Origin of the sequence: Synechococcus sp. RS9902 (genome assembly GCF_014279635.1) — a bacterium.
GTDB lineage: Bacteria > Cyanobacteriota > Cyanobacteriia > PCC-6307 > Cyanobiaceae > Parasynechococcus.
The window spans coordinates 154,060-173,938 of sequence record NZ_CP047949.1 but is presented as its reverse complement, the minus strand read 5'-3'; the positions used below and the strand labels follow the sequence as shown (position 1 = coordinate 173,938).

Below are 19,879 nucleotides of genomic sequence, written 5' to 3'. Positions count from 1 at the left end.
CCTCAGAGACGCTGCAATGATTCCGCTTTGTCCTGAAACTCACCGAGCAAAAGTTGAAGGTAAGAGACCTTACGCAACTTGATATTGGCAGTCAGGCTCATGCCAACCTGCAAGGGCAAGGAAGTTCCATTTTTCAGCTTCAACTGCTGGTTATCCAGCTGAATAGTGACCGGAAAACTGAGTTCCTGCCGCTGCTCTTGGGGATCGGGCTCTAGGGCATCAGAACCGATTCGAGACACCTTCCCCTTAAGCACCCCGAAATCAGTAGAGGGAAAGGAGTCGATACTGATGTCGGCATTCATACAAACTTCTCTCTCCTCAGGACAACCGAAAGGAACCTTCACGAAACCGATCTTGTTGCTCGGCACCTCCACCTTGGCTTCCAGAGAACCCATCGGCACCACCTTCATAACCGTCTGCGTGGACTGAGCAGTAAAACCTCGAGAGGTGGGCTTTAGGTCAAAGACCACACCATCCACTGGCGACTTCAACTGCTGATAGCGCAGAGTGACCTTAGTCTCCACCAACTTCCCATTTAAATCAGCGAGTTCCGACTTCAACTGGGCAGTCTGTTGATCAAGAAGAGCGATTTGGCGCAGCCGATCAGCCTTTCTCTGCATCAGTCGGCCCTGAATTTCGGCAACAACGTTCTTCTGGTTGAGGTATTGCACTTCTGAAAAAGCACCAGCTGATTCCAACTGCTCATATCGCTTCAGAATTTCAGCCTGAAGCTCGAGATTATTCTCGAGCATCAGCACCTCCTCCTGATTCACCTGGATGGTGTTGCGTTTTTCCTCTTCCTTCAGCGTCAACTGCTCCTGCTTGAGCTTGATCGTTTTTTCCAGACTAAGACGCTGTTCCTCAGTAGCTTCAGTGTCCAGTTTCATCAAGACCTGGCCGGCTTTGACTGAATCTCCCTCCTCAACGAGGATTTGGTCAGCGACACCACCCACGGGCATCTGGATGTCCTGTACGGAGCCAACCGGTTCAAGCTGACCAGCGGCCACAACAATCTCCTCGGTCCGCGCAAGGGCCAGCCAGCCCACACCAAAAACAGTGGTACCTATCAAGGTCCAGGTGACGGTGCGCATCCAGAAGCGCCCCTGCTGAAGAATCGACTCGTCGTAAGTGTCGAGTGTGGTTGCATCTTGCGTGGCGCTGGGATCAAAGCGGCGAAGAAAGTGGCGCGACGTTGAAACCAACCCGCTGGCACCCTGCTTGACGAGATCCTTCAATTTCTGCGGATGGATCTTCATCAGGAGCTCTCCTGTTGGCGATAAAGGGCGTAGTAGCGACCGCGATGCGTCATCAAGTCATCGTGTGTTCCCACTTCAACGACGGCTCCCTGATGGAGCATCACGATCATGTCGGCCCGACGGATGGTCGACAAACGGTGAGTAATGAAAAACACCGTCTGTTCATCCAGATTCTCTAGAAGGTTGTCGCAGACTTTCCGTTCTGTTTCGTAGTCGAGGGCACTGGTGGCCTCATCCATCACCAAAAGCTTTGGGTTACTCAGCAGGGTCCTTGCAATGGCAACTCTCTGTCTCTGACCTCCACTCAAAGCAGCACCCCGTTCGCCCACAGGTGTGCTGTAGCCACTGGGAAGATCCATGATGAAGTCATGGGCATTGGCGAGGCGAGCGGCCTTCACAATCTCTTCACTTGACGCTTCAGGGTTGGTGAGCGCAATGTTTTCGCTCACGGTTCCGCTGAACAGCAGAGGATCTTGAGGAACGATACCGATCTGACGACGCAGGGAATAAAGCTCGACCTTTCCGATGTCGTAGCCGTCGATCAGGATCCGACCTTCTTCGGGGTCATAGAGCCGAGGCAACAGCTTCATCAACGTGCTCTTGCCGCTGCCACTCTGACCGACAATCCCCACGAACGTGCCAGAGGGAATCTCCAGATTCACATCCTTCAGGACTTGTGGCTGCCCGGGGCGAAAGCGGAACGACAAGTTCTCAAACCGCACCTCTCCCTGGAGCGGTGGGAGCATCACCTTTGACTTGTCGACCTCATCGGATTCTTCCGGTGTATCGATCACATCTGCAAGCCGTTCAAAACTGACGCGCAGTTCCTGGATGTTCTGCCAGATGGTGGAAAGACGCAGCAGCGGCTGGGTCACGTAACCGGAGATGATCCGAAAGGCGATCAGCTGACCAAGGGTTAGATCACCACTCAGCACCATCGAGGCACCGATCCAGAGCACCATCAGCTGAGAGATCTTCTGCAGCACCTGACTGGTCTGGTTTAGGGCTGTGCCGGTGATCGTTTTCTCAAAAGTGCGGGCGATGTACTGGGAGTAGAACTCCTGCCATCGCCAGCGGCTAACCATCTCCACGTTCTGAGCCTTCACGGTCTGGATACCTGTGAGCACCTCCACGAGATGGCTCTGGGTCTTGGCGTTTTCTTCAGCAGCAGCACGGAACTGAAGGCGGAAGAGCGGGGCCCCCAGGATCGTTAGACCAATCTGGATCGGCAGAACGGAGAGGGCGATCAAGGTGAGCAGCCAGCTGTAGACCACCATCACCGCGATGTAGATCACCGAAAAAGCAGCATCCAGGATCGTGGTGAGGGCCTGACCAGTGAGGAAATTGCGGATCTTCTCCAGTTCGGCCACACGAGTTCCCAGTTCACCCACAGGGCGACGGTCGAAGTAGCCGAGGGGAAGACGCAACAGATGGTCGATCACCTCAGCACCGAGGCGCTGATCGATTCGGTTGGTGGTTTCAGCAAACAAGAAAGTCTTGAGGCTGCCGAGCACCCCCTCCAGAATGGTGACTACCACAAGGGCAATCCCCAACACCTGCAAGGTATCTAAGCTGCGTTGACTGATCACCTTGTCGATGATCACCTGAATGAGCAACGGGTTGGCCAGTGTGAAGAGCTGAACCACGAAACTGGCTGCCAACACTTGGATTAACACCCCGCGATAGCGCTTAAGAGCGGGCCAAAACCAACCTGGACCAAACTTCTGATCGGGAGTGGCATTAGACCGCTCCATCAGCAGCAGTTCGATCCCTTCAGGAAACTGCTCGGCCAAATCGTCCGGGCCGATCATCACCAGGCCTTGCTTGGGCGAAGCCAACTTCAGCCCCTGCTCATTGCTGGCGATCACCAAAGAAAACCCACCCTGCCAAGGCAGCATGGAAGGCACCTGCAGTCGAGTTCCCGCTTCTGCCGGGACCCTGGAAGCCATCACATGCAATCCCAGGCTCGCAGCCAACTGGCCGCAGACCTGAAGGTTGGGAGCAAGACCACGACGGAGGTTGTCTTGCAGGACTTTCTCAATTGAGTCCCGGCGGAACGGCAGCTTCATCAGCTGCGCCAACATCTGGAAGCAGGCGAGAGTTTCCTTGAGCGGACCCTCAGCCCGGATCAGGCGCAGGCTATCGACAACATTCCGCTCAGGACTGAAGCTACTTATGGGCGGAAGATCTTCTGCCTCCTGAATGGATGCAATTGGAAGGATCGATCCACTGCTTTGGTCTTGCGTATCGGCAGCTTTGCCTGATACAGCCGAGGCTGGCATGGACACCAAACGCAACGAAAACGTTTCACAAGAAGGCAGCTCTGCGGAAGAGGGAACAGACTGGCCAAATGTCAAATCACCCCATGCACTGGTGACATAAAGCTTCTTTCCAGCAGCGAGGGCAATATCGACTTCAGCTGGATCAGGGGAGCAGCGCTGAGAATATTGAAGAGCATCTTCAAGCTTTTCAAGAGCGGAGCTATCTGCCTCCGGGGTGTTCTGCTCAAGAGATTCCAACAACTTGAGCAGCTCCTGAGGCCATAGCTGCTGATCACACCACTGACGAAAGGAGGATTCGCTGGAGTAAAGCTCACGCCACAGTTCATCAGAAATAGCAGCGGCAATCACCTCCTCTGCCGCGATCACATTTTCGCAAGGAGCACCGCAAAGCATGCTGGCAGCGCCGATCACACTGCCAGGGCCAAACTTTCCCACAGTGGTAAGACGTCCGTTGTGGCGTCCAACCAATCTGGCCTGGCCTTGAAGAATGACAAGAATCCGAGCTGGGATGTCATTGGGGTCACATAGCTGCCCCCCAAGCTCGAAGCGGAATACCTTGCAGCCTCTCTCCAAAGAGGAAGCCGAGACATCGGACAAGCCACGGAACGCGGGATGGTCCAGGAGTGGGAAAGACGATCTCTGGGTCATCAGGAGATACTGAAATCACTGAAATCGTTTTTTGGGACAGATTCCATTGGCTTAGACTGCAACCGGCTCAAACTTTCAGCAGTTTCTTCGCTGATCCAAATATCAAACATTTCTTGGCACATCTGGTCGGAAACCTCATCGGTGAAAGTGGCTGGCGAGTAACGCTCCAAGCGAACCACTAGCCACCAGTCCGAGATACGAAAGGGTTCCAGCAACACGCCAGGCTGAGCGACTCGTAATTTCTCAACCAAGGTCGGATGCGCCTGAGTAAGGGAGACGGGGCCCACAATTCCATTGGTGTTGCGTTCCGGTCCCTCGGCATAGCGCTTGGCCAGATCAGCAAAGTTTGATTCGCCGGATTCGATCTGCAGGTACAGCTCGCGCGCCAGAAAGCTGCTCTCAAGACGCAGCAGGCTGTAAACCACTTGATCCAACTCACTTTTCCGTTCCAGGAAACGCGCCTCCGCCTTGGCCGCAAAACGCTCGCGCGCAAAACTCAAGCGAGCGATACCAAAGCAAAGACGGTCTAAAACCTCATCATCGCTTCGGCCAAGCTCCTCTAACAGCTCCGCCCACTGCTCGACTCCGTCGTAACCACGCTGTTGAAGCAAGCCAACCCGTGCCTCTTCAATCTGTTGATCAGAGACCGCAACAGCAGCAACCGCCTCACGCGTCACCATCTCCTCTACAAGAGGACTGAGCAAATTGAACTTGTTGAGCAGGGCTCGACCTTCGGCACCAATCGCACGCTGCAACTCAGGAACCACCGTTCCGCTCTTCACAGATCCAAAGCAACGCGCAAACCTTAAGTTCAAACGCCTTTGGATTCAGAATTTTTACAAATCAGCTGATCCATAGTCAGAACTCGAACAGTGTTTAAGACATGACTAGACGCGTTCTCATCACGGGTGGAGCCGGTTTCATCGGTAGCCACACCTGTCTTGTGCTGCTAGAGCAAGGCCACGAACTCGTAGTGCTCGACAACTTCCACAACAGCTCCCCCGAAGCACTGAACCGGGTTCAAGAGCTGGCGGGGTCCAAAGCCATCACTCTGGTGGAAGGGGATGTGCGTGACCCCGATGCGGTCGACCATGCCTTCAGCGGCAATACTCCCATCGATGGAGTGATCCACTTCGCGGGGCTCAAGGCGGTGGGAGAGTCCGTTGCCGATCCCCTGCGGTACTGGGACGTCAACCTCAACGGCAGCCGTGTGCTGACCGCCGCCATGGAGCGGCACGGCTGCCGCACGCTGGTGTTCAGCAGCACCTCCACGGTCTACGGCGAACCGGACACCTTCCCGCTGCGGGAAGACACCCCCACAGCCCCTATTCATCCCTACGCCCAGACGAAGCTGGCAGTGGAGCAGATGCTGCAGGCCCTGGGCCGCACCGGAGCCTGGCGGATCGCCGCCCTGCGCTACTTCAATCCCGTGGGAGCCCATCCCAGCGGACGCATTGGCGAAGACCCCCTGGGCATTCCGAACAACCTGTTCCCGTTCATCACGCAGGTGGCCGCAGGCCGCCGCGATCAACTGCGGGTGTTCGGCCAGGACTACCCCACTCCCGATGGAACAGGAATCCGGGATTACCTGCACGTGATGGACCTGGCAGACGCCCATGGCATGACCCTGGACCACCTCCTGAACCAGCCAGCCCCCTGCCAGTGCACGCTAAACATCGGTACCGGGCGGGGCCTGAGCGTGCTGGACGTGGTGCGTGGCTTCGAGGACGCCACAGGGATCAAGATCCCCTTTGAGGTTGTGGAGCGACGTCCGGGAGATGTGCCTCGGCTGGAGGCCTGCCCAAGGCAAGCGCAGGCCACCCTCGGGTGGAGCGCACAACGCTCACTGCTCGACATGTGCCGTGATGGCTGGGCCTGGCAGCAGGCCAATCCGGGGGGATATCGCGAGAACCCATGACTGCGGCTGGTGTGCTGCTCCTGGCCGGCGGCGGCCACAGCCATGCTCTGGTGTTGAAGCGCTGGGCCATGAGGCCGGAGCAACGTCCGAAGCAAAGCATCACGCTGATCAATCGCACCAGCACGGGCTTGTACTCCGGCATGGTGCCGGGGTTGATCGCTGGTCTTTATCAGCGCGACGAACTCGCCATCGACCTGCGCCAACTCTGTGACAAGGCAGGAGTGGCCTTCTTGGAAGCCGAAATCACGGGATTGAACCCGCAGGACAAATGTCTGAGGCTGCGCGATCGGCCTGCACTCCACTTCGATTGGCTCAGCCTGGATGTGGGAGCCATCAGCAGACCGAGTGCCACTGGAATTCCGATCAAGCCATTGGAAGCCTCGCTCGCTTTTCTCGAGAGCGAAGACCCAAGCGATCCCCTGCCACTGCGGGTGATCGGAGCGGGCGCTGCCGGCCTGGAGGTGGTCCTGGCACTGCGACGCCGCTGGCCGCTGCGGCCCCTGCAGCTGCAACACCGCCCTCGACAGCTGGATACCGCCACCAGGACGAGCCTGCAACGGGCCCGCATCGCCGTGATCGATGACGACAGCAGCCACAACGGACCCAGCCTGCTCTGCACGGGGAGCCAGGGGCCGGCCTGGCTGGCGAGCACCGGTCTACCGCTTGATCCCGATGGCCGGATCCGCACCGATCGGTGCCTTCGGGTGGAAGGACATCCATCCCTGTTCGCCAGTGGCGACTGTGCCGTGATCGCCGCAGAACCCCGGCCGGCGTCTGGGGTGTGGGCGGTGCGAGCAGGACGCCCCTTGGCCGACAATCTGGAAGCAGCCTGCCAAGGCAGACCATTACGCCCCTGGCAGCCACAACGCCAGGCACTGCAATTGATTAGCAGCCATCAAGATGCCGCTTGGGCGCGTTGGGGTGGCTGGCGACTGGGACCATCCCCCCTGCTCTGGATGCTGAAACAACGCATCGATCGCGCCTTCATGGCCGGCTTTCAGCAGCCAGCAGCGATGGCCGATACAGCGCCCATGGCTTGCCGGGGTTGCGCCGCAAAGTTGCCGGCCCAACCCCTGGCCGCAGCCCTAGCGCGGGTGGAGCTTGGGGGACAGCCCGAAGACACCGCTTGTCTGCCGGGAAGCAAAGGGCTGCTGCAAAGCATGGATGGCTTTCCAGCACTGGTGAGTGACCCCTGGCTCAACGGCCGGTTGACAGCCCTGCATGCCTGCTCGGATCTCTGGGCCTGCGGTGCCCATGTCTCCAGCGCTATGGCAACGGTCACGTTGCCAATGGTTTCAGCCAATGAGCAGCAGGAGCTGCTGGTGCAGACCCTGGCCGGCATCCGCTCAGTGCTGGGCGAACAGGGCGCCGAGCTGATCGGTGGACACACGATGGAATCCCGCAGCGCCTCACCAGTGCCAGCAAGCCTTGGGGTGCAGATCACCCTCACGGTGAACGGCGACAGCCCTCAATCACCCTGGCTGAAATCAGGGCTGCAGCCCGGTGATGCCCTGCTGATCAGTCGCCCCCTTGGCACCGGAGTGTTGTTCGCAGGGGCCATGAGCGGCGCCACGAAAGCGGCTGAGCTGGATGCTGCGCTTCAGACCATGACCTGCAGCCAGCACACGCTTATTGAGCAGATTGAGCCGATCCGCGAAGGGATTCATGCGTGCACCGACATCACGGGGTTCGGCCTGCTCGGGCATCTGGGCGAGATGCTCCAGAACAGCCCAGGACTAACCGTCGAGCTGGACGGTTCTGCCATTCCGGCCTACCCCGGTGCACTGGAGCTGCTCGAACGCGGTCTCTCCAGCACCCTGGCCCCCTCCAACCGAGCTGCCTGGCGCTGGCTGGAAGGCCCGGTTCAGCTGAAACAGCCCCCCTCCGCGGGCCTACTGGAGCTGCTGGTGGACCCGCAAACCTGCGGCCCGCTGTTGCTGGCCTGCAGCAATGAAGCCGCGACGAAACTCACTCAGAACGGCTCCTGGCTTCAAATCGGCAGCGCAACAGCCGTGCATGGCTGAGATCACTGGCTTGCGGTTCACAGCGGTAACCCGCCTGCTCAGCCTGCAATTTCAAGGGTTTGAGCTTGCGCTCCATGGCCTGAGGCGGCCCACTGCTGGCCAGCCAGAGTTGCGGCGGCAGATGATCAAGCCCCTGCAGCCGTTGCTTCAGATCTCCCTTGCCTCCCCATGGCGCTGAAGGCGAAGGGATCCGCCCCATCGCCGCCTCCATCCGATCGCTGAGGTTGAACAGTCGCTGGCGGGGGCTGTAGCGCTCCTCCAAACCACTGGTGCGCTGGCTGATCAGACGGAACTGGTCCTGTTCCCGCACACCACCGACGCCAGCATCGAGCTCTGAAAATCCAGGCCCCCACCAGCTGATCAACATCAGCCCCAGCACCACCAGAGCAGAGCCGCGGCCAAATCGGTTGAGCTCCAGAGCACCGATCTGCACCGCCAGGACGGGCACCAGAGCCGGCAACAGCACGACGAAATAGCGGCTGAAAGCCATCGGCTTCAGAAACGACACGACAACAACTCCAACCACCATCAACAGGGATGGCATCAGCCCGCTTCGATCAAGCAGAGATGTCTCCGGCCATGACCAACGGAGCAGCCCTCCCCAGCGCCGCACAACCACCAGCAACAGCAGAACAAGGGCCAATTTGGGCAGCGGCCAGAGGCCGAGGCCGCGGGCCAGGGTCTCCTCAAACAGAGCGTAATCAGGCACACCAATCCAGCTGCCGGCCCTGGAGCTGAACAGGTAATCCGCGGCATAGGCCATCCAGGCCAAGGCCGGGAGAGCTCCGATCAGCGCGGCAGCGGAAAGGCTCCAGCGGCGTCGCCAACCATCCCAAGCCGCGGCCGCCATCACCAGAAACAAACCATAGAAATGGGTCAGACCGGCCAGCCCCGCCACCGCCCCGTAGGCGACGGGATGGCCCAAGCGGCGCCACCACCAGGCCAGAGCCACCAGCAGCACCAGCACGGCATAGCTCTTGCCTTCGATCGCGAACCGAATCGGATAAGGACTGCAAAAGGCCAAGAGCGCTGCAACTGCCCCCACCCTGGCCTGAGTGCCCGTATGGCCAAGGGCCATCGCCTGACGGACTATCACCAGACCACCGGCGAGATACGCCAGCCAGGACAGCAAGCGCAGGCTGACCGGACTCTGACCGACCACATGCCCCCAGAGCCAGAGCAGGCAGTAATAGGCCGGGGGATGGGTGTCCTCCCGAAGCATCCCCAGCAGGCTGCCGAAGCTGGGCTGAAAACTCTTGCCGACGCTGTACAGCTCATCGCTCCACAGCGCCGTGGCATCGATCAACAGCAAGGCCCTGAGGCCAAAAGCCAGACAAAGGGCCAGCACCAGCACAAGCCAACTGCGTTTCATCGGCTGCGGTCCTGCGCTGCGCTGCGCTGCCGGCGCAACTCTTCACCGATCGCCGGCCCTTGCTGCCAGCCTGCGGCGATCAGATCGCGCGCCGTTTGCGGGGCCTGAATCCGCCGCCAGCGGCCCCACCAACGCAGCAGGGGCTTCCATTGCTTGGGCTTGAGGGTCACCGCCAGGGCCACCACTTCCGGAGGCCAACCCTGTTGTTCGATAGCCGTTGACCAGATCGACGGGGTGGCCTCCAAAGGTGGAGGCGTCTCGACCAGCCAGTCGCGCAATTCCCCGCACTGCTGCAGCCATTGCTGTTGCTTGCCAGGAATCTGCAACCGTTGCGCGACAGCAACCGGATCTGCTGCTCCCAACAGAAGAGCCGACATCAAGGGAAGACCCAGGCGTTGTGCCCAGTGCAGCCGCTGCGTACGCCATGGATCGTTCTGAAGCTGGGAGTCCAACAGCGGCAGTGCCTGCCACTGCTCCAGCAGGTCCAACGCCTGCGGCCAGGGTTCCCGCTCCAGCAGTCGCTCCAACTCCATCCGCAATCGTGTTGAAAGGGCCGGCGGTGCCACCGTGGCGGCATCACCCGGACGCCAGTCCCAGGGCCACTCTTGAATGGTGCTGCGAATCTGCTTGCTGCTCTCCTCCGCGAGCTGAAAACCGAGCCGAGCGGCGTAACGGGCGGCCCTGATCACCCGGGTGGGGTCGTCCTGAACACTGCCGACGTGCAGAAACCGCAGCTGGCCTGATGCCAGATCCTCCTGGCCATGGTGGAGATCGATCAGCTCATTGGCCACCAGATCGAGGGCCATGGCATTGATCGTGAAGTCCCGGCGCGCGAGGTCAGCCTGAAGGGTGCCCGCCTGCACCACGGGATTCTCTGCAGGGGCGGGGTAATGCTCCTGGCGCGCTGTGGCCAGATCCAACGGGATCCCGTCCAGCTGGAACGCCACCGTGCCGAAAGCACCATGCTCCTGAACACCGCTGATGCGTTCGGAACCCAGCTGACGGTTCAGTTCCTCCACAAGCGGAGCGGCATCTCCCTCCACCACCCAGTCCAGATCGGGAACACCCGACCAGGCACGGCCGTAACGCTGATGAAGAAGCTGATCGCGCACAACCCCGCCGACCAAGGCCAAACGCGGAATCCCAAGCAACCGGGCAGCTCCCTGCAACTCCTCCAGAACGGAAGACGGCACACCCGGAAGATCCATTGCGGGGCTTGCAGGAGAATGCGTCGATCATCACGGATTCTGTCCTTGTCCGCTCTCACCCGCTGCCTTGAAGAGGAAGCCTCAGCGATCGCCACTGCTGCTGAACGCTTGAGCAGCGAGCAGGTGGAAGCCGCCTTGGCCCTGCTGGAGCGCTGTGCAGATCGCAAGGCCAAGCTCGTGATCACAGGTGTGGGCAAAAGCGGCATCGTGGCTCGCAAGATCGCAGCCACGTTTTCGTCGATCGGGCTGATGGCCCTCTTCCTCAATCCCACCGATGCACTGCATGGTGATCTGGGGGTGGTGGCCGCCGAGGACGTCTGCCTGCTGCTGTCCAACAGCGGCGAAACCACCGAACTGTTGGAGGTGCTGCCCCACCTGACCCGACGCGGAACCGGGCGGATCGCCATCGTTGGACGGGCTGACTCCTCCTTGGCCCGCGGCAGTGACGTGGTGCTGGAAGCCGGCGTGGACCGTGAAGTGTGTCCTCTGAACTTGGCCCCCACCGCCAGCACCGCCGTGGCCATGGCCATCGGTGACGCCCTGGCAGCGGTGTGGATGGAACGCCGCGGCATCTCACCGGCGGATTTTGCCCTGAATCACCCCGCTGGATCGTTGGGCAAACAGCTGACCCTCACAGCCGCCGACCTGATGGTTCCCGCCAGCCAGCTGCACCCCCTTCAGCCCAACACCCCCTTACCTGAGGTGATCGGCGGTTTAACGCGCGATGGCATCGGCAGTGGCTGGGTTGAAAATCCCGACAGCCCCGGAGGCCTCCTGGGCATCCTCACGGATGGCGATTTGCGGCGGGCCCTGCAGGATCACGGCGCTGAAACCTGGACCCATCTGACGGCGAAGGATCTGATGACTGCAGATCCGATCACGGTGAACGCCGATGTTCTTGTGGTGAAGGCCCTCGAACAGATGGAGCGCAACCGGCGGAAACCCATTTCAGTGCTTCCAGTCGTGAATCAAGAGAATCAATTGATGGGTCTCCTGCGGCTCCATGATCTGGTTCAGGCCGGCCTCGCATGAAGGGACTGCGCTGGTGGTTGCTGCGGCACCGCCTCAGAAGAGTTCAGTTGCTTGTACTGGACGTGGATGGCGTGCTGACCGATGGTGGCCTTTGGTTTGACGCTGAGGGGCATCTGAGCAAGCGCTTCGATGTGCGCGATGGTCTTGGGATTCGCCTGATGCAACAGGCGGGGCTTCAGATCGCCTTTCTCAGTGGTGGCCAGGGAGGAGCAACGGAGGTGCGGGCCCGGCAACTGGGCATCGACCACTGCCTTGTGGGCGTCAAAGACAAACCGGCCGCCCTCACGACCCTGCAGAACCAACTGGACGTGAGTGTCGAGCAGACCGCATTCGTGGGAGATGACCTCAACGATCTGGCCGTTCGTCCGGTGGTTGGTCTGCTGTTCGCCCCCGCTGATGCCTGTCGGCCCGTCCGCCGCGGAGCCGATGCTGTGCTTCGCCGGCGCGGTGGCCATGGAGCTGTCCGCGAGCTGGCGGAGAAGATCCTTATGGCGCGTGGACGCTGGGGACGTCTGAGTCGCGACGGCTGGAAGGACCGCAACGACTGAGCTCAGACCATCGCCCGGGCCTGCTCCAGCTGCTCGGCGGTGTCCACCGACAGAGAGGTTCCTTGCACCGGGAAGGTGGCAATGGTGAGACCCGCCTCAATCAGCCGCAACTGCTCGAGCCGCTCCAGATCCTCCAGGGGTGACGCGGGCAGCTGGTCCCAGGCAGTCAGCACATCTCCGCGGAAGCCGTACATCCCCACATGCCCCCAATAGGTGGTGTGCTGATGCCACTCCGCTTCAGCCACATCACGCACGTGGGGAATCGCGGAGCGAGAGAAATACAAGGCGCGGCCGTCATGGGCCAGCAGGGTCTTCACCACATTGGGGTTGTGAACTGATTCAGGCGTCAGCCCGTAAACGGGCGTGACCACAGCAGGCACAGGGTCCTGACGCCTAAATTCCTCGACCATGGCATCAATCACAGCAGGATCAATGAAGGGTTGATCGCCCTGAACGTTGATCACGGCGGTCTCTTCAGCCACGGAATCGGCTTCCCCCCAGGCTAGAGACATGAGGGAGTGGGCCACCGATGCGATGCGCTCGCTGCCGGAACTGCAGGACTCCGCTGTCATCAGCACCGGAAAACCCCAGTCCTCGGCCCGGGTCTGCAACTCGGCGCTATCGGTGCAGAGCACCACCGCTTCAATGCTGCGGGCCTCACGGCAACGTTCCAGAACACGCTGGATCATCGGCTTGCCGCCGATGTCCGCCAGCATCTTGTTGGGCAGCCTTGAAGACTGCAACCGGGCCGGAACGGCCACCACACACTTGCGAATCGCCATCAATCCCAGAGTTTCATTGCATCGTCGCGGGCGCTGAACCATTCAGCCGCAAGAGGCCCGCCCATGGTGCGCTGTTCGCGAAACCAAGGACCACCAAGAGTCCAGTGCAACATCGGGGAGACCTGCTCGGACTCAGGCGGAGCCTGCACATCCACCAGATGATTCCAACCGCCTTGGATAGCGCCGATCTCATGGTCGCCCTCCAGCCAGTGGAATCGGTGCAGCTCCAGCCCCGTGGCCGTGTTCACATAGTCGGGCGTGAGCTTGGTGCAGCGGCTGCAGTTAAGCAGCATCAGAGAACTCCAGTTCTTCTTCGGATAAGCGCTCTGCACCTCACCGAGGAATTTCACGGTCTCGCCGGGCACGTGTTCGTGCTGCACGCACATGGCGCCATAGGAGTCATCGCGCTGATCCCAGAGCGCTTTGATGTCCGCCCGGCACAGCATGTCGCAATCCATGAACAGAGCCCAGCCCTGGTAGCCCATCAGGTATGGCACCAGAAACCGGGTGAAGGAAAACGCCGTGCTCTGTTTGGGGTCTCGTTCGCGGCGAAACAATCCCTGAGCCTCCAGCTGAGGCGTCACCAGCGGCGTGATCGCCAGAGGAACACTGCTGTTCTGATAAAGACTGTCGATCAGAACATTGGTCGCCGCCCGCTCTCTGGGGTCGTAGCCGATAAAAATTGGAATCGGCTGACTGGTGGTCGACACAGGCCGTCGATGGCTGGTGAGGAGATTAAGCGGTGGTCACGGGCTCGATCGGCGCCAGACGCGGATCAAGGATCTTGGGACCCATCCCGGCGAACTTGACCGCAATCGAAACCTTCTCGCCGCTGCCGAAGGTGTGGGTGATTTCGCCAACCCCGAAACTGGCGTGGATCACCTGATCTCCAACTTGCCAGCTGCGTCCGGGAGCTGGGCCAGCCTGACGGCGACGCACAGCATTGGCTGGGGCCGTTGACGGCTTATCGCGGTCCACACGGGTGAGCCGATCAAGACGCCGTTCCCTCCGCAGCGCCGCCCCGCCGGTCTGGGGGAGATCGCCCTGAACCAGAGCTTCCGGCAACTCCGACAGAAAGACCGAGGGCACCGCCGCTTCGCGCATGCCGCCCCAGAGACGACGCTCACAGGCATGGGAGAGGAACAGCCGTTCCTTGGCCCGAGTGATGCCGACATAGCAAAGACGGCGCTCCTCCTCCAGCGAGGCGGGGTCATCCAAAGAGCGGTAGCTGGGAAACAATCCCTGCTCCAGGCCCACCAGGCACACCACAGGAAATTCGAGGCCCTTGCTGCTGTGCAGCGTCATCAGGGTGACGCGATCAGCGGCCGTGTCTTTGCTGTCGGCATCGCTGGACAAGGCCGCCGTGGCCAGGAATCCCTCCAGGTCGCCCTCGTCGTTTTCCTCCTGGTACTGCAGGGCCGCGTTCACCAGTTCCTGCAGGTTGCGGCGGCGCTCCTCCGCCTCATCGGTGCCATCAGCAATCAACTCACTGACGTAGCCGCTTTTCTCCATCACCTGCTGAATCAGCGCCGAGGGCGCCTCGTCACGGCTGCGGGCCTTCAGGTCATTCACCAGATCACAGAACTGCAGGAGACCCTTGGCGGAGCGGCCGCCGAGGGAGCGCACCGCCTCGGGATCACTCACCACATCCCAGAGCGGAATTCCCAGTTGATTGGCCGCATCGGTGAGGCGCTGAATCGTGGTCTTGCCGATGCCGCGTTTGGGCACGTTGATCACCCGCAGCAGGCTGACGGTGTCAGCCGGATTCACCAGCAGACGCAGATAGGCCAGCAGATCCTTGATTTCGCGGCGGTCGTAGAAGCGCAATCCCCCCACAACGATGTAAGGGATGCCCCAGCGCACCAGCGATTCCTCAATCGCACGGGACTGGGCATTGGTGCGATAGAGCACCGCCATGTCGCCCCAGCTCAACTCGGGGTTGGCAGCTTCCATCGTGCGCAGGCGGTGCACCACGGCTTCCGCCTCGGCGATCTCGTCATCACAACGGGTGAGAGTGATCAGCTCTCCCTCTCCTCGGGTGGGACGGAGAACCTTGTCGATCCGCTCGCTGTTATTGGCGATCAGGGCATTCGCTGCCTCAAGGATCGTGGCGGTGGAGCGGTAGTTCTCCTCCAGCTTCACCATCGTCCGGGTGGAGTCGTCCGGCGCCTGATCACCGAAGTCGTCCTGGAACCCCATCAGGATCGTGAAGTCAGCCGCACGGAAGCTGTAGATGCTCTGGTCGGCGTCGCCGACCACAAACACCGAACGACCTGACCAGTCCTCAACATCCTGAGGATCCTTGCCATCGGTCACCAACAGCTTGATCAGGTCGTACTGGGTGCGGTTGGTGTCCTGGTATTCATCCACCAGCACATGGCTAAAGCGGCGGTGCCAATAGCTGCGCACCTGCTCGTTCTGCTGCAGCAACTGAACCGGCAGCAGCAGCAGATCGTCGAAATCAAGGGCGTTGTTCGCCGCTAAGGCTTTGCGATAACGCCGATAGACATCGGCGGTGAGCTTGCCCCGCTGGCCTTCCGCATTCGCCTCGAGCTGGTCCGGCAGCCAACCCTGGTTCTTGGCATTGCTGATGGCCCAACGGGTCTTTTTGGGCTCGAACCGTTTGGGATCCAGCTGCAGTTCCTGGGTCACGATCTCCTTCACCAGGCTCTGGGCATCGGCCTCGTCGTAGATCGAGAACTGTTTGGTCCAGGTGAGTCCTTCCGCGTCCTTGAACTTGTCGATGTCGTAGCGGAGCATCCGCGCAAACAGGGCATGGAAGGTGCCGATCCACAGCTCCTTGGTCACCTCCCTGTAAATGCGGGATCGCAGCTGGCGCTGCTCCACCGGGGGCAAGGTGCTCCAGGGCTGGCCGTACTGGCTCTGGGCCAGACGCTGCGCCAGGAGAAGCTCAAGCCGCTCCTTCATCTCGCGGGCGGCTTTGTTGGTGAAGGTCACCGCCAGGATTTGGGCGGGATCGGCTCCGTGCTCGCCGATCAAATGAGCGATCCGATGGGTGAGGGCACGCGTCTTGCCACTGCCGGCGCCTGCCACCACCAGCAGGGGCCCCTCGTGATGGTCCACCGCCCGGCGTTGGGCGTCGTTGAGGCCGGCCAAAAAGCTCATGGGTGGAGATTAGTGGTGCTTAGATGCCTCCAACGCCGCAGCGCTGCAGGCCAAGGTCGTGGACCTGCTCAAGTCCAAACCCGAACAAGACATTCGCTAGGCCATGCGAACGACGACCACGGTCTTTGAACAACGCTGGAGCTTCTGGCTGTCAGCACTATCTGGTGCGGCCTTACTCATCAGCGCGGGCCTAGCGCTCTGGCTTCAATCCGGCGCAAGCGGATTCAGCGCTCTTCCAGAAACAACAAGGGACTCTCTGCTGAGCCAATACAACGCCATCGCCCATGGAGGATTTTTCGCTGTTTTGGCTGTCCTCGCTGGACTGCTGATTCGTTCGATTGTTCAAGCAAACACACAGGACGCACAACCAAAACCACCAAAACCCTGGCCCTTCATCGTCACAGATTTCGTCAAGCAACATCCAGTCGTGACGATCATCCTCACGATTTACGTGGTGCTGATGGTGCAGGAAAGCAGCTGGTTCTATAAAGAAATTCTCACCTGGTTTAACGACATACAAAGCGATCAGCTCCTGAACAATTTCAGCCTCAGGCAAAGGTTGATCAATGAAACGATGGGGAGAAACGATTTTCGCTTCTTTCCACTCTCCCACCAGGATCTTCATACCCTCAGCTGGGTCACGCCTTACACCAAGGTGTGGTCATTGGTGAGCGCATTTGAACTCATCGCCACGATCATCGTTGGCTGCAAGCTGATTGAACGGGTCAACAACAACCGCACAAGCGCTTCTCCCATCCTGATGGGAACACTGCTGTTCCTCTTCACCAGCGCATCGGCTTACAACTATTTCCAGTTCATCTACAGCGAACGCTTTCTCACATTTCTGCTGGCGTTATACGCCTATCACTACTGCGTTTACCTGGACTCTGGCCAGCTGCGCAACGGCCGACTCGCCCTGCTCTCTGCGCTGTTCATTCCATTCTTCAAAGACACAGCCGTGCTGCTAGCCGTGGTCCCCGCCGCCACAACGATCGTCGCGGGCAGCCTCGGCGGCATGCCCAGACGCCCGAAATGGGGATCTGTCCAGCCCTCCCAGTGGATGCAGGCCTATGCCCTGGAGATCGCCATCGTCAGCTTGGCACTCTTTTTTCTGGCTTCGTTTGCGATTCTCAGTGCGCTTCCAAGCATTGCCGCTGATGTGCCGCGCTATGACGCACATCTGGGCTTCTCAGTGCTGGCACTGGATATTCGCCTGATCGTCTTCCTGGGCTTCATCACAACACGCTTCTGGCTGATCGGTCGCAGACAAGCCGATGTCACCGCCCTCGATGGTCTGAACCTTGCGGCACTGGCCTATGGATTCGCCCTTTTCGCCTTGGTGGGACTGGAAGGCAGCAACTACATGAGCCTGCCGATTCAGTTTGTCGCCGTTCTCGACATCTTGATGATTTGGGAGAGCCTCATCGCACCAAAACTGAAGAACCGAATGAACGGCCGCCAGGCTCAAGCTGTGGCCCTCGGCACCACGTTGTTGCTGCTGAACATCGAAGATCGACAAGCCGACACATTCCGAAAACGCGCACAACTGATCAGCTGGAAACAACGTTCATGGCGGACAACCCTGAACGAAGCCAGAGCCATCACAGAACGTGCCAAAGAAAACGGAGAAACCGTCAACCTGATCTACTCAAAAGGATGGTTCAAGCATTCCGATCAGATGAAGGCTCTCACCTACGACCGCCTTGTGTATTACGACATCGACACCAGGCGCTACATCGTCAAAGCAGGAATCGGGAAAGGGGAGTTGTACACACCGCAATCGGGAGATTTTTTGGTTGACATCGATACGGGCAAAAAACTGACCCAATATGGAATTGATCTCTCCAATTACAACGTGCTCTATCAAGAGGATCCAAACCGTCAGTACGCACGGATCTTCCGCCATCGCTGATCGACCGAAGAACCGAATGGATTGAAGGCGGGTAGGCTCGCCGATCACTGGACGTGATTGAAACCGTGGCGCATCAGATCCAACTGGGAGATATCACCTTCGCGAACGACCGCCCCTTCGCCCTTCTTGGTGGCGTGAACGTTCTCGAGGATCTCGATTTTGCCCTGCGTTGCGCCGGCCACTACAAAGACGTCTGCACAAGGCTGAACATCCCGTTGGTGTTCAAGGCGTCGTACGACAAGGCCAATCGTTCCTCCATTCATTCCTTCCGTGGTCCCGGCCTCGACGAAGGGATGCAGATCCTCCAGGCGGTGAAGGACACCCACGGCATTCCGGTCATTACCGATGTGCACAGTCCGGAAGAAGCTGTCGCTGCCGCCAAGGTCGCCGACATCATTCAGCTCCCGGCTTTTCTGGCCAGGCAGACCGATCTGGTCCGCGCCATGGCTGAAACCGGTGCGGTGATCAACATCAAGAAGCCACAGTTCCTGAGTCCGGAACAGATGCGCAACATCGTGGACAAATTCCGCGAATGCGGGAACGAGAAGCTGCTGCTGTGCGAGCGCGGCACCAACTTCGGTTACGACAATCTCGTTGTGGACATGCTGGGGTTCGGCGTGATGAAGCGAACCTGCGATGACCTTCCTCTGATCTTCGATGTCACCCACGCCCTGCAGTGCAGGGATCCAGGCGGTGCTGCCTCCGGCGGACGTCGCAGCCAGGTGGTGGACCTGGCCCGCTCAGGCATGGCGGTTGGACTGGCCGGTTTGTTCCTGGAAGCACATCCAGACCCGGCGCAAGCCCGTTGCGATGGCCCCAGCGCATTACCTCTCGATCAGCTGGAACCGTTTCTCACGCAGGTCAAAGCCATCGATGATCTGGTGAAGGCCATGCCAGACCTGCAGATCAACTGATACCCATTCAAACGGCAAAACGTTTTGGCATCTGACGCAACCTTTCTGCTCGGCGTTGGCGCCCAGAAAGCGGGAACCTCCTGGCTGCACGATCAACTCAATCGCCGCAGCGACGCCGATTTTGGTTTTCTGAAGGAATACCACATCTTCGATGCTCTCGAACTGGAACGCTTTGCCAACTTCCGGCCCAAACGGCCCACACCGCTGAAGTGGCGCACCTGGCGTCGGGCGCGGTTCATTGCGCGTCCTGAGCGCTACTTCGACTACTTCGCATCACGGCTCAAGCCACCCCAGATCCGCCTGACGGGAGACATCACACCCTCCTATGCCGGGTTGAGCGCTGAGAGCTATCAGCGCATCCAGAAAGCCTTCGCGCAACGCGGCGTGCAAACGCGGGCGGTGTTCATCATGCGCGACCCGGTGGAACGGTTCTTGTCGCAGCAACGAATGCAATTGCGCAAGCGGGGCTTGCTCACACCAGCGCATGAAATCGAACACCTGAACAAAGCCAGCCTCAAGCTGCTCAAACGTGAATCTCCACGCAACGACTACCCCGCAACCCTCGATGCATTGCGGGACGGACTGGCTAAATCGGAGATCTTCATCGGTCTGTACGAAACGCTGTTCACAGCAGTGACACATCGGAAGTTGTGCCGGTATCTCGGCATCCCGGAGCAGGTCTCCGACGGGAGCCACCGGGTGAATGCCAGCCAGGCCACCACATCGGTTCCGCTGGAGGTGCTGCAGCGCTTGGGCCGGCACTTCTCTCCCTTGGTGGCAGCTGTTCAGGAGCGCTGTCCAGATCTTGCGGTTGAGCAGCACTGGGCCACCGCCATGACCTGGCGGGAGGCCTGAAG

At 59.8% G+C, this 19,879-nt stretch carries 15 protein-coding genes; 7 read left to right on the top strand and 8 right to left on the bottom strand.

Annotation, left to right across the window (positions count from 1 at the left end; genetic code table 11):
* Positions 1-2: 2 nt before the first annotated feature.
* Genes SynRS9902_RS00870 through SynRS9902_RS00860 form a run of 3 tightly spaced genes read right to left on the bottom strand, consistent with a single transcriptional unit; the run spans position 3 to position 4,968 of the window.
* Positions 3-1,256 (bottom strand): HlyD family secretion protein, encoded by a 1,254-nt coding sequence (locus tag SynRS9902_RS00870; RefSeq protein WP_186509634.1) that lies wholly within the window; start codon positions 1,254-1,256, stop codon positions 3-5.
* Positions 1,256-4,186: a peptidase domain-containing ABC transporter gene (locus SynRS9902_RS00865; RefSeq protein WP_186509633.1), complete on the bottom strand. Its 2,931-nt coding sequence runs from the start codon at positions 4,184-4,186 to the stop codon at positions 1,256-1,258. Before SynRS9902_RS00865 ends, SynRS9902_RS00870 begins: the two co-directional genes overlap by 1 nt.
* Complete coding sequence (locus SynRS9902_RS00860; RefSeq protein WP_186509632.1) at positions 4,186-4,968, bottom strand: peptidylprolyl isomerase; 783 nt, start codon at positions 4,966-4,968, stop codon at positions 4,186-4,188. Before SynRS9902_RS00860 ends, SynRS9902_RS00865 begins: the two co-directional genes overlap by 1 nt.
* A gap of 101 nt (positions 4,969-5,069) precedes the next feature.
* Between SynRS9902_RS00860 and galE the strand changes: the two genes are divergently transcribed.
* Together galE and selD are read left to right on the top strand one after the other, a co-directional pair.
* Positions 5,070-6,104, top strand: coding sequence for a UDP-glucose 4-epimerase GalE (galE, locus tag SynRS9902_RS00855; protein WP_186509631.1), 1,035 nt, complete (start codon positions 5,070-5,072; stop codon positions 6,102-6,104).
* Complete coding sequence (gene selD / locus SynRS9902_RS00850) at positions 6,101-8,128, top strand: selenide, water dikinase SelD (RefSeq protein WP_186509630.1); 2,028 nt, start codon at positions 6,101-6,103, stop codon at positions 8,126-8,128. The genes galE and selD overlap by 4 nt, the downstream gene beginning before the upstream one ends.
* Here the strand turns inward: selD and SynRS9902_RS00845 are convergent.
* Both SynRS9902_RS00845 and SynRS9902_RS00840 read right to left on the bottom strand, forming a co-directional pair.
* Entirely contained in the window at positions 8,073-9,500 is a 1,428-nt protein-coding gene (locus SynRS9902_RS00845; RefSeq protein ID WP_186509629.1) for a hypothetical protein, read from the bottom strand. The genes selD and SynRS9902_RS00845 overlap by 56 nt on opposite strands.
* Complete coding sequence (locus SynRS9902_RS00840) at positions 9,497-10,708, bottom strand: CCA tRNA nucleotidyltransferase (protein WP_186509628.1); 1,212 nt, start codon at positions 10,706-10,708, stop codon at positions 9,497-9,499. The genes SynRS9902_RS00845 and SynRS9902_RS00840 overlap by 4 nt, the downstream gene beginning before the upstream one ends.
* A gap of 18 nt (positions 10,709-10,726) precedes the next feature.
* Between SynRS9902_RS00840 and SynRS9902_RS00835 the strand changes: the two genes are divergently transcribed.
* Together SynRS9902_RS00835 and SynRS9902_RS00830 are read left to right on the top strand one after the other, a co-directional pair.
* Complete coding sequence (locus SynRS9902_RS00835; RefSeq protein ID WP_186509627.1) at positions 10,727-11,740, top strand: SIS domain-containing protein; 1,014 nt, start codon at positions 10,727-10,729, stop codon at positions 11,738-11,740.
* A complete protein-coding gene (locus SynRS9902_RS00830) occupies positions 11,737-12,288 on the top strand; it encodes an HAD family hydrolase (RefSeq protein ID WP_186509626.1) in 552 nt (183 codons plus the stop codon). Before SynRS9902_RS00835 ends, SynRS9902_RS00830 begins: the two co-directional genes overlap by 4 nt.
* A gap of 2 nt (positions 12,289-12,290) precedes the next feature.
* Here the strand turns inward: SynRS9902_RS00830 and kdsB are convergent, their stop codons facing one another.
* The 3 genes from kdsB to SynRS9902_RS00815 are packed head-to-tail and all read right to left on the bottom strand — an operon-like array spanning position 12,291 to position 16,196.
* Complete coding sequence (gene kdsB / locus SynRS9902_RS00825; protein WP_186509625.1) at positions 12,291-13,070, bottom strand: 3-deoxy-manno-octulosonate cytidylyltransferase; 780 nt, start codon at positions 13,068-13,070, stop codon at positions 12,291-12,293.
* The gene (locus SynRS9902_RS00820; RefSeq protein WP_186509624.1) at positions 13,070-13,780 is read right to left on the bottom strand and encodes a hypothetical protein; all 711 of its coding nucleotides are present in this window, start codon (positions 13,778-13,780) and stop codon (positions 13,070-13,072) included. Before SynRS9902_RS00820 ends, kdsB begins: the two co-directional genes overlap by 1 nt.
* Before the next feature lie 25 nt (positions 13,781-13,805).
* Positions 13,806-16,196, bottom strand: a complete 2,391-nt coding sequence (locus tag SynRS9902_RS00815; protein WP_186509623.1) for a UvrD-helicase domain-containing protein — start codon at positions 16,194-16,196, stop codon at positions 13,806-13,808.
* Between the two features lie 103 nt (positions 16,197-16,299).
* On the opposite strand from SynRS9902_RS00815, the gene SynRS9902_RS00810 reads away from it, so the two are divergent.
* From SynRS9902_RS00810 to SynRS9902_RS00800, 3 genes are all read left to right on the top strand, one after another.
* On the top strand, positions 16,300-18,108 hold the full coding sequence (locus tag SynRS9902_RS00810) for a hypothetical protein (RefSeq protein ID WP_186509622.1): 1,809 nt from the start codon (positions 16,300-16,302) through the stop codon (positions 18,106-18,108).
* A 65-nt stretch (positions 18,109-18,173) separates the two neighbouring features.
* The gene (gene kdsA, locus SynRS9902_RS00805) at positions 18,174-19,022 is read left to right on the top strand and encodes a 3-deoxy-8-phosphooctulonate synthase (RefSeq protein ID WP_186509621.1); all 849 of its coding nucleotides are present in this window, start codon (positions 18,174-18,176) and stop codon (positions 19,020-19,022) included.
* A 24-nt stretch (positions 19,023-19,046) separates the two neighbouring features.
* Positions 19,047-19,877: a sulfotransferase family protein gene (locus SynRS9902_RS00800; protein ID WP_186509620.1), complete on the top strand. Its 831-nt coding sequence runs from the start codon at positions 19,047-19,049 to the stop codon at positions 19,875-19,877.
* The last annotated feature ends 2 nt before the right edge of the window (positions 19,878-19,879 follow it).

Excerpts from the sequence above, each read along its gene's own strand:
- SynRS9902_RS00835 (WP_186509627.1), top strand. The coding sequence starts at position 10,727 with ATGCGTCGATCATCACGGATTCTGTCCTTGTCCGCTCTCACCCGCTGC.
- SynRS9902_RS00810 (WP_186509622.1), top strand. The coding sequence starts at position 16,300 with ATGCGAACGACGACCACGGTCTTTGAACAACGCTGGAGCTTCTGGCTG.
- SynRS9902_RS00845 (WP_186509629.1), bottom strand. The coding sequence starts at position 9,500 with ATGAAACGCAGTTGGCTTGTGCTGGTGCTGGCCCTTTGTCTGGCTTTT.
- selD (WP_186509630.1), top strand. The coding sequence starts at position 6,101 with ATGACTGCGGCTGGTGTGCTGCTCCTGGCCGGCGGCGGCCACAGCCAT.
- kdsB (WP_186509625.1), bottom strand. The coding sequence starts at position 13,070 with ATGGCGATTCGCAAGTGTGTGGTGGCCGTTCCGGCCCGGTTGCAGTCT.
- SynRS9902_RS00840 (WP_186509628.1), bottom strand. The coding sequence starts at position 10,708 with ATGGATCTTCCGGGTGTGCCGTCTTCCGTTCTGGAGGAGTTGCAGGGA.
- SynRS9902_RS00865 (WP_186509633.1), bottom strand. The coding sequence starts at position 4,186 with ATGACCCAGAGATCGTCTTTCCCACTCCTGGACCATCCCGCGTTCCGT.
- galE (WP_186509631.1), top strand. The coding sequence starts at position 5,070 with ATGACTAGACGCGTTCTCATCACGGGTGGAGCCGGTTTCATCGGTAGC.
- SynRS9902_RS00830 (WP_186509626.1), top strand. The coding sequence starts at position 11,737 with ATGAAGGGACTGCGCTGGTGGTTGCTGCGGCACCGCCTCAGAAGAGTT.
- SynRS9902_RS00815 (WP_186509623.1), bottom strand. The coding sequence starts at position 16,196 with ATGAGCTTTTTGGCCGGCCTCAACGACGCCCAACGCCGGGCGGTGGAC.
- SynRS9902_RS00870 (WP_186509634.1), bottom strand. The coding sequence starts at position 1,256 with ATGAAGATCCATCCGCAGAAATTGAAGGATCTCGTCAAGCAGGGTGCC.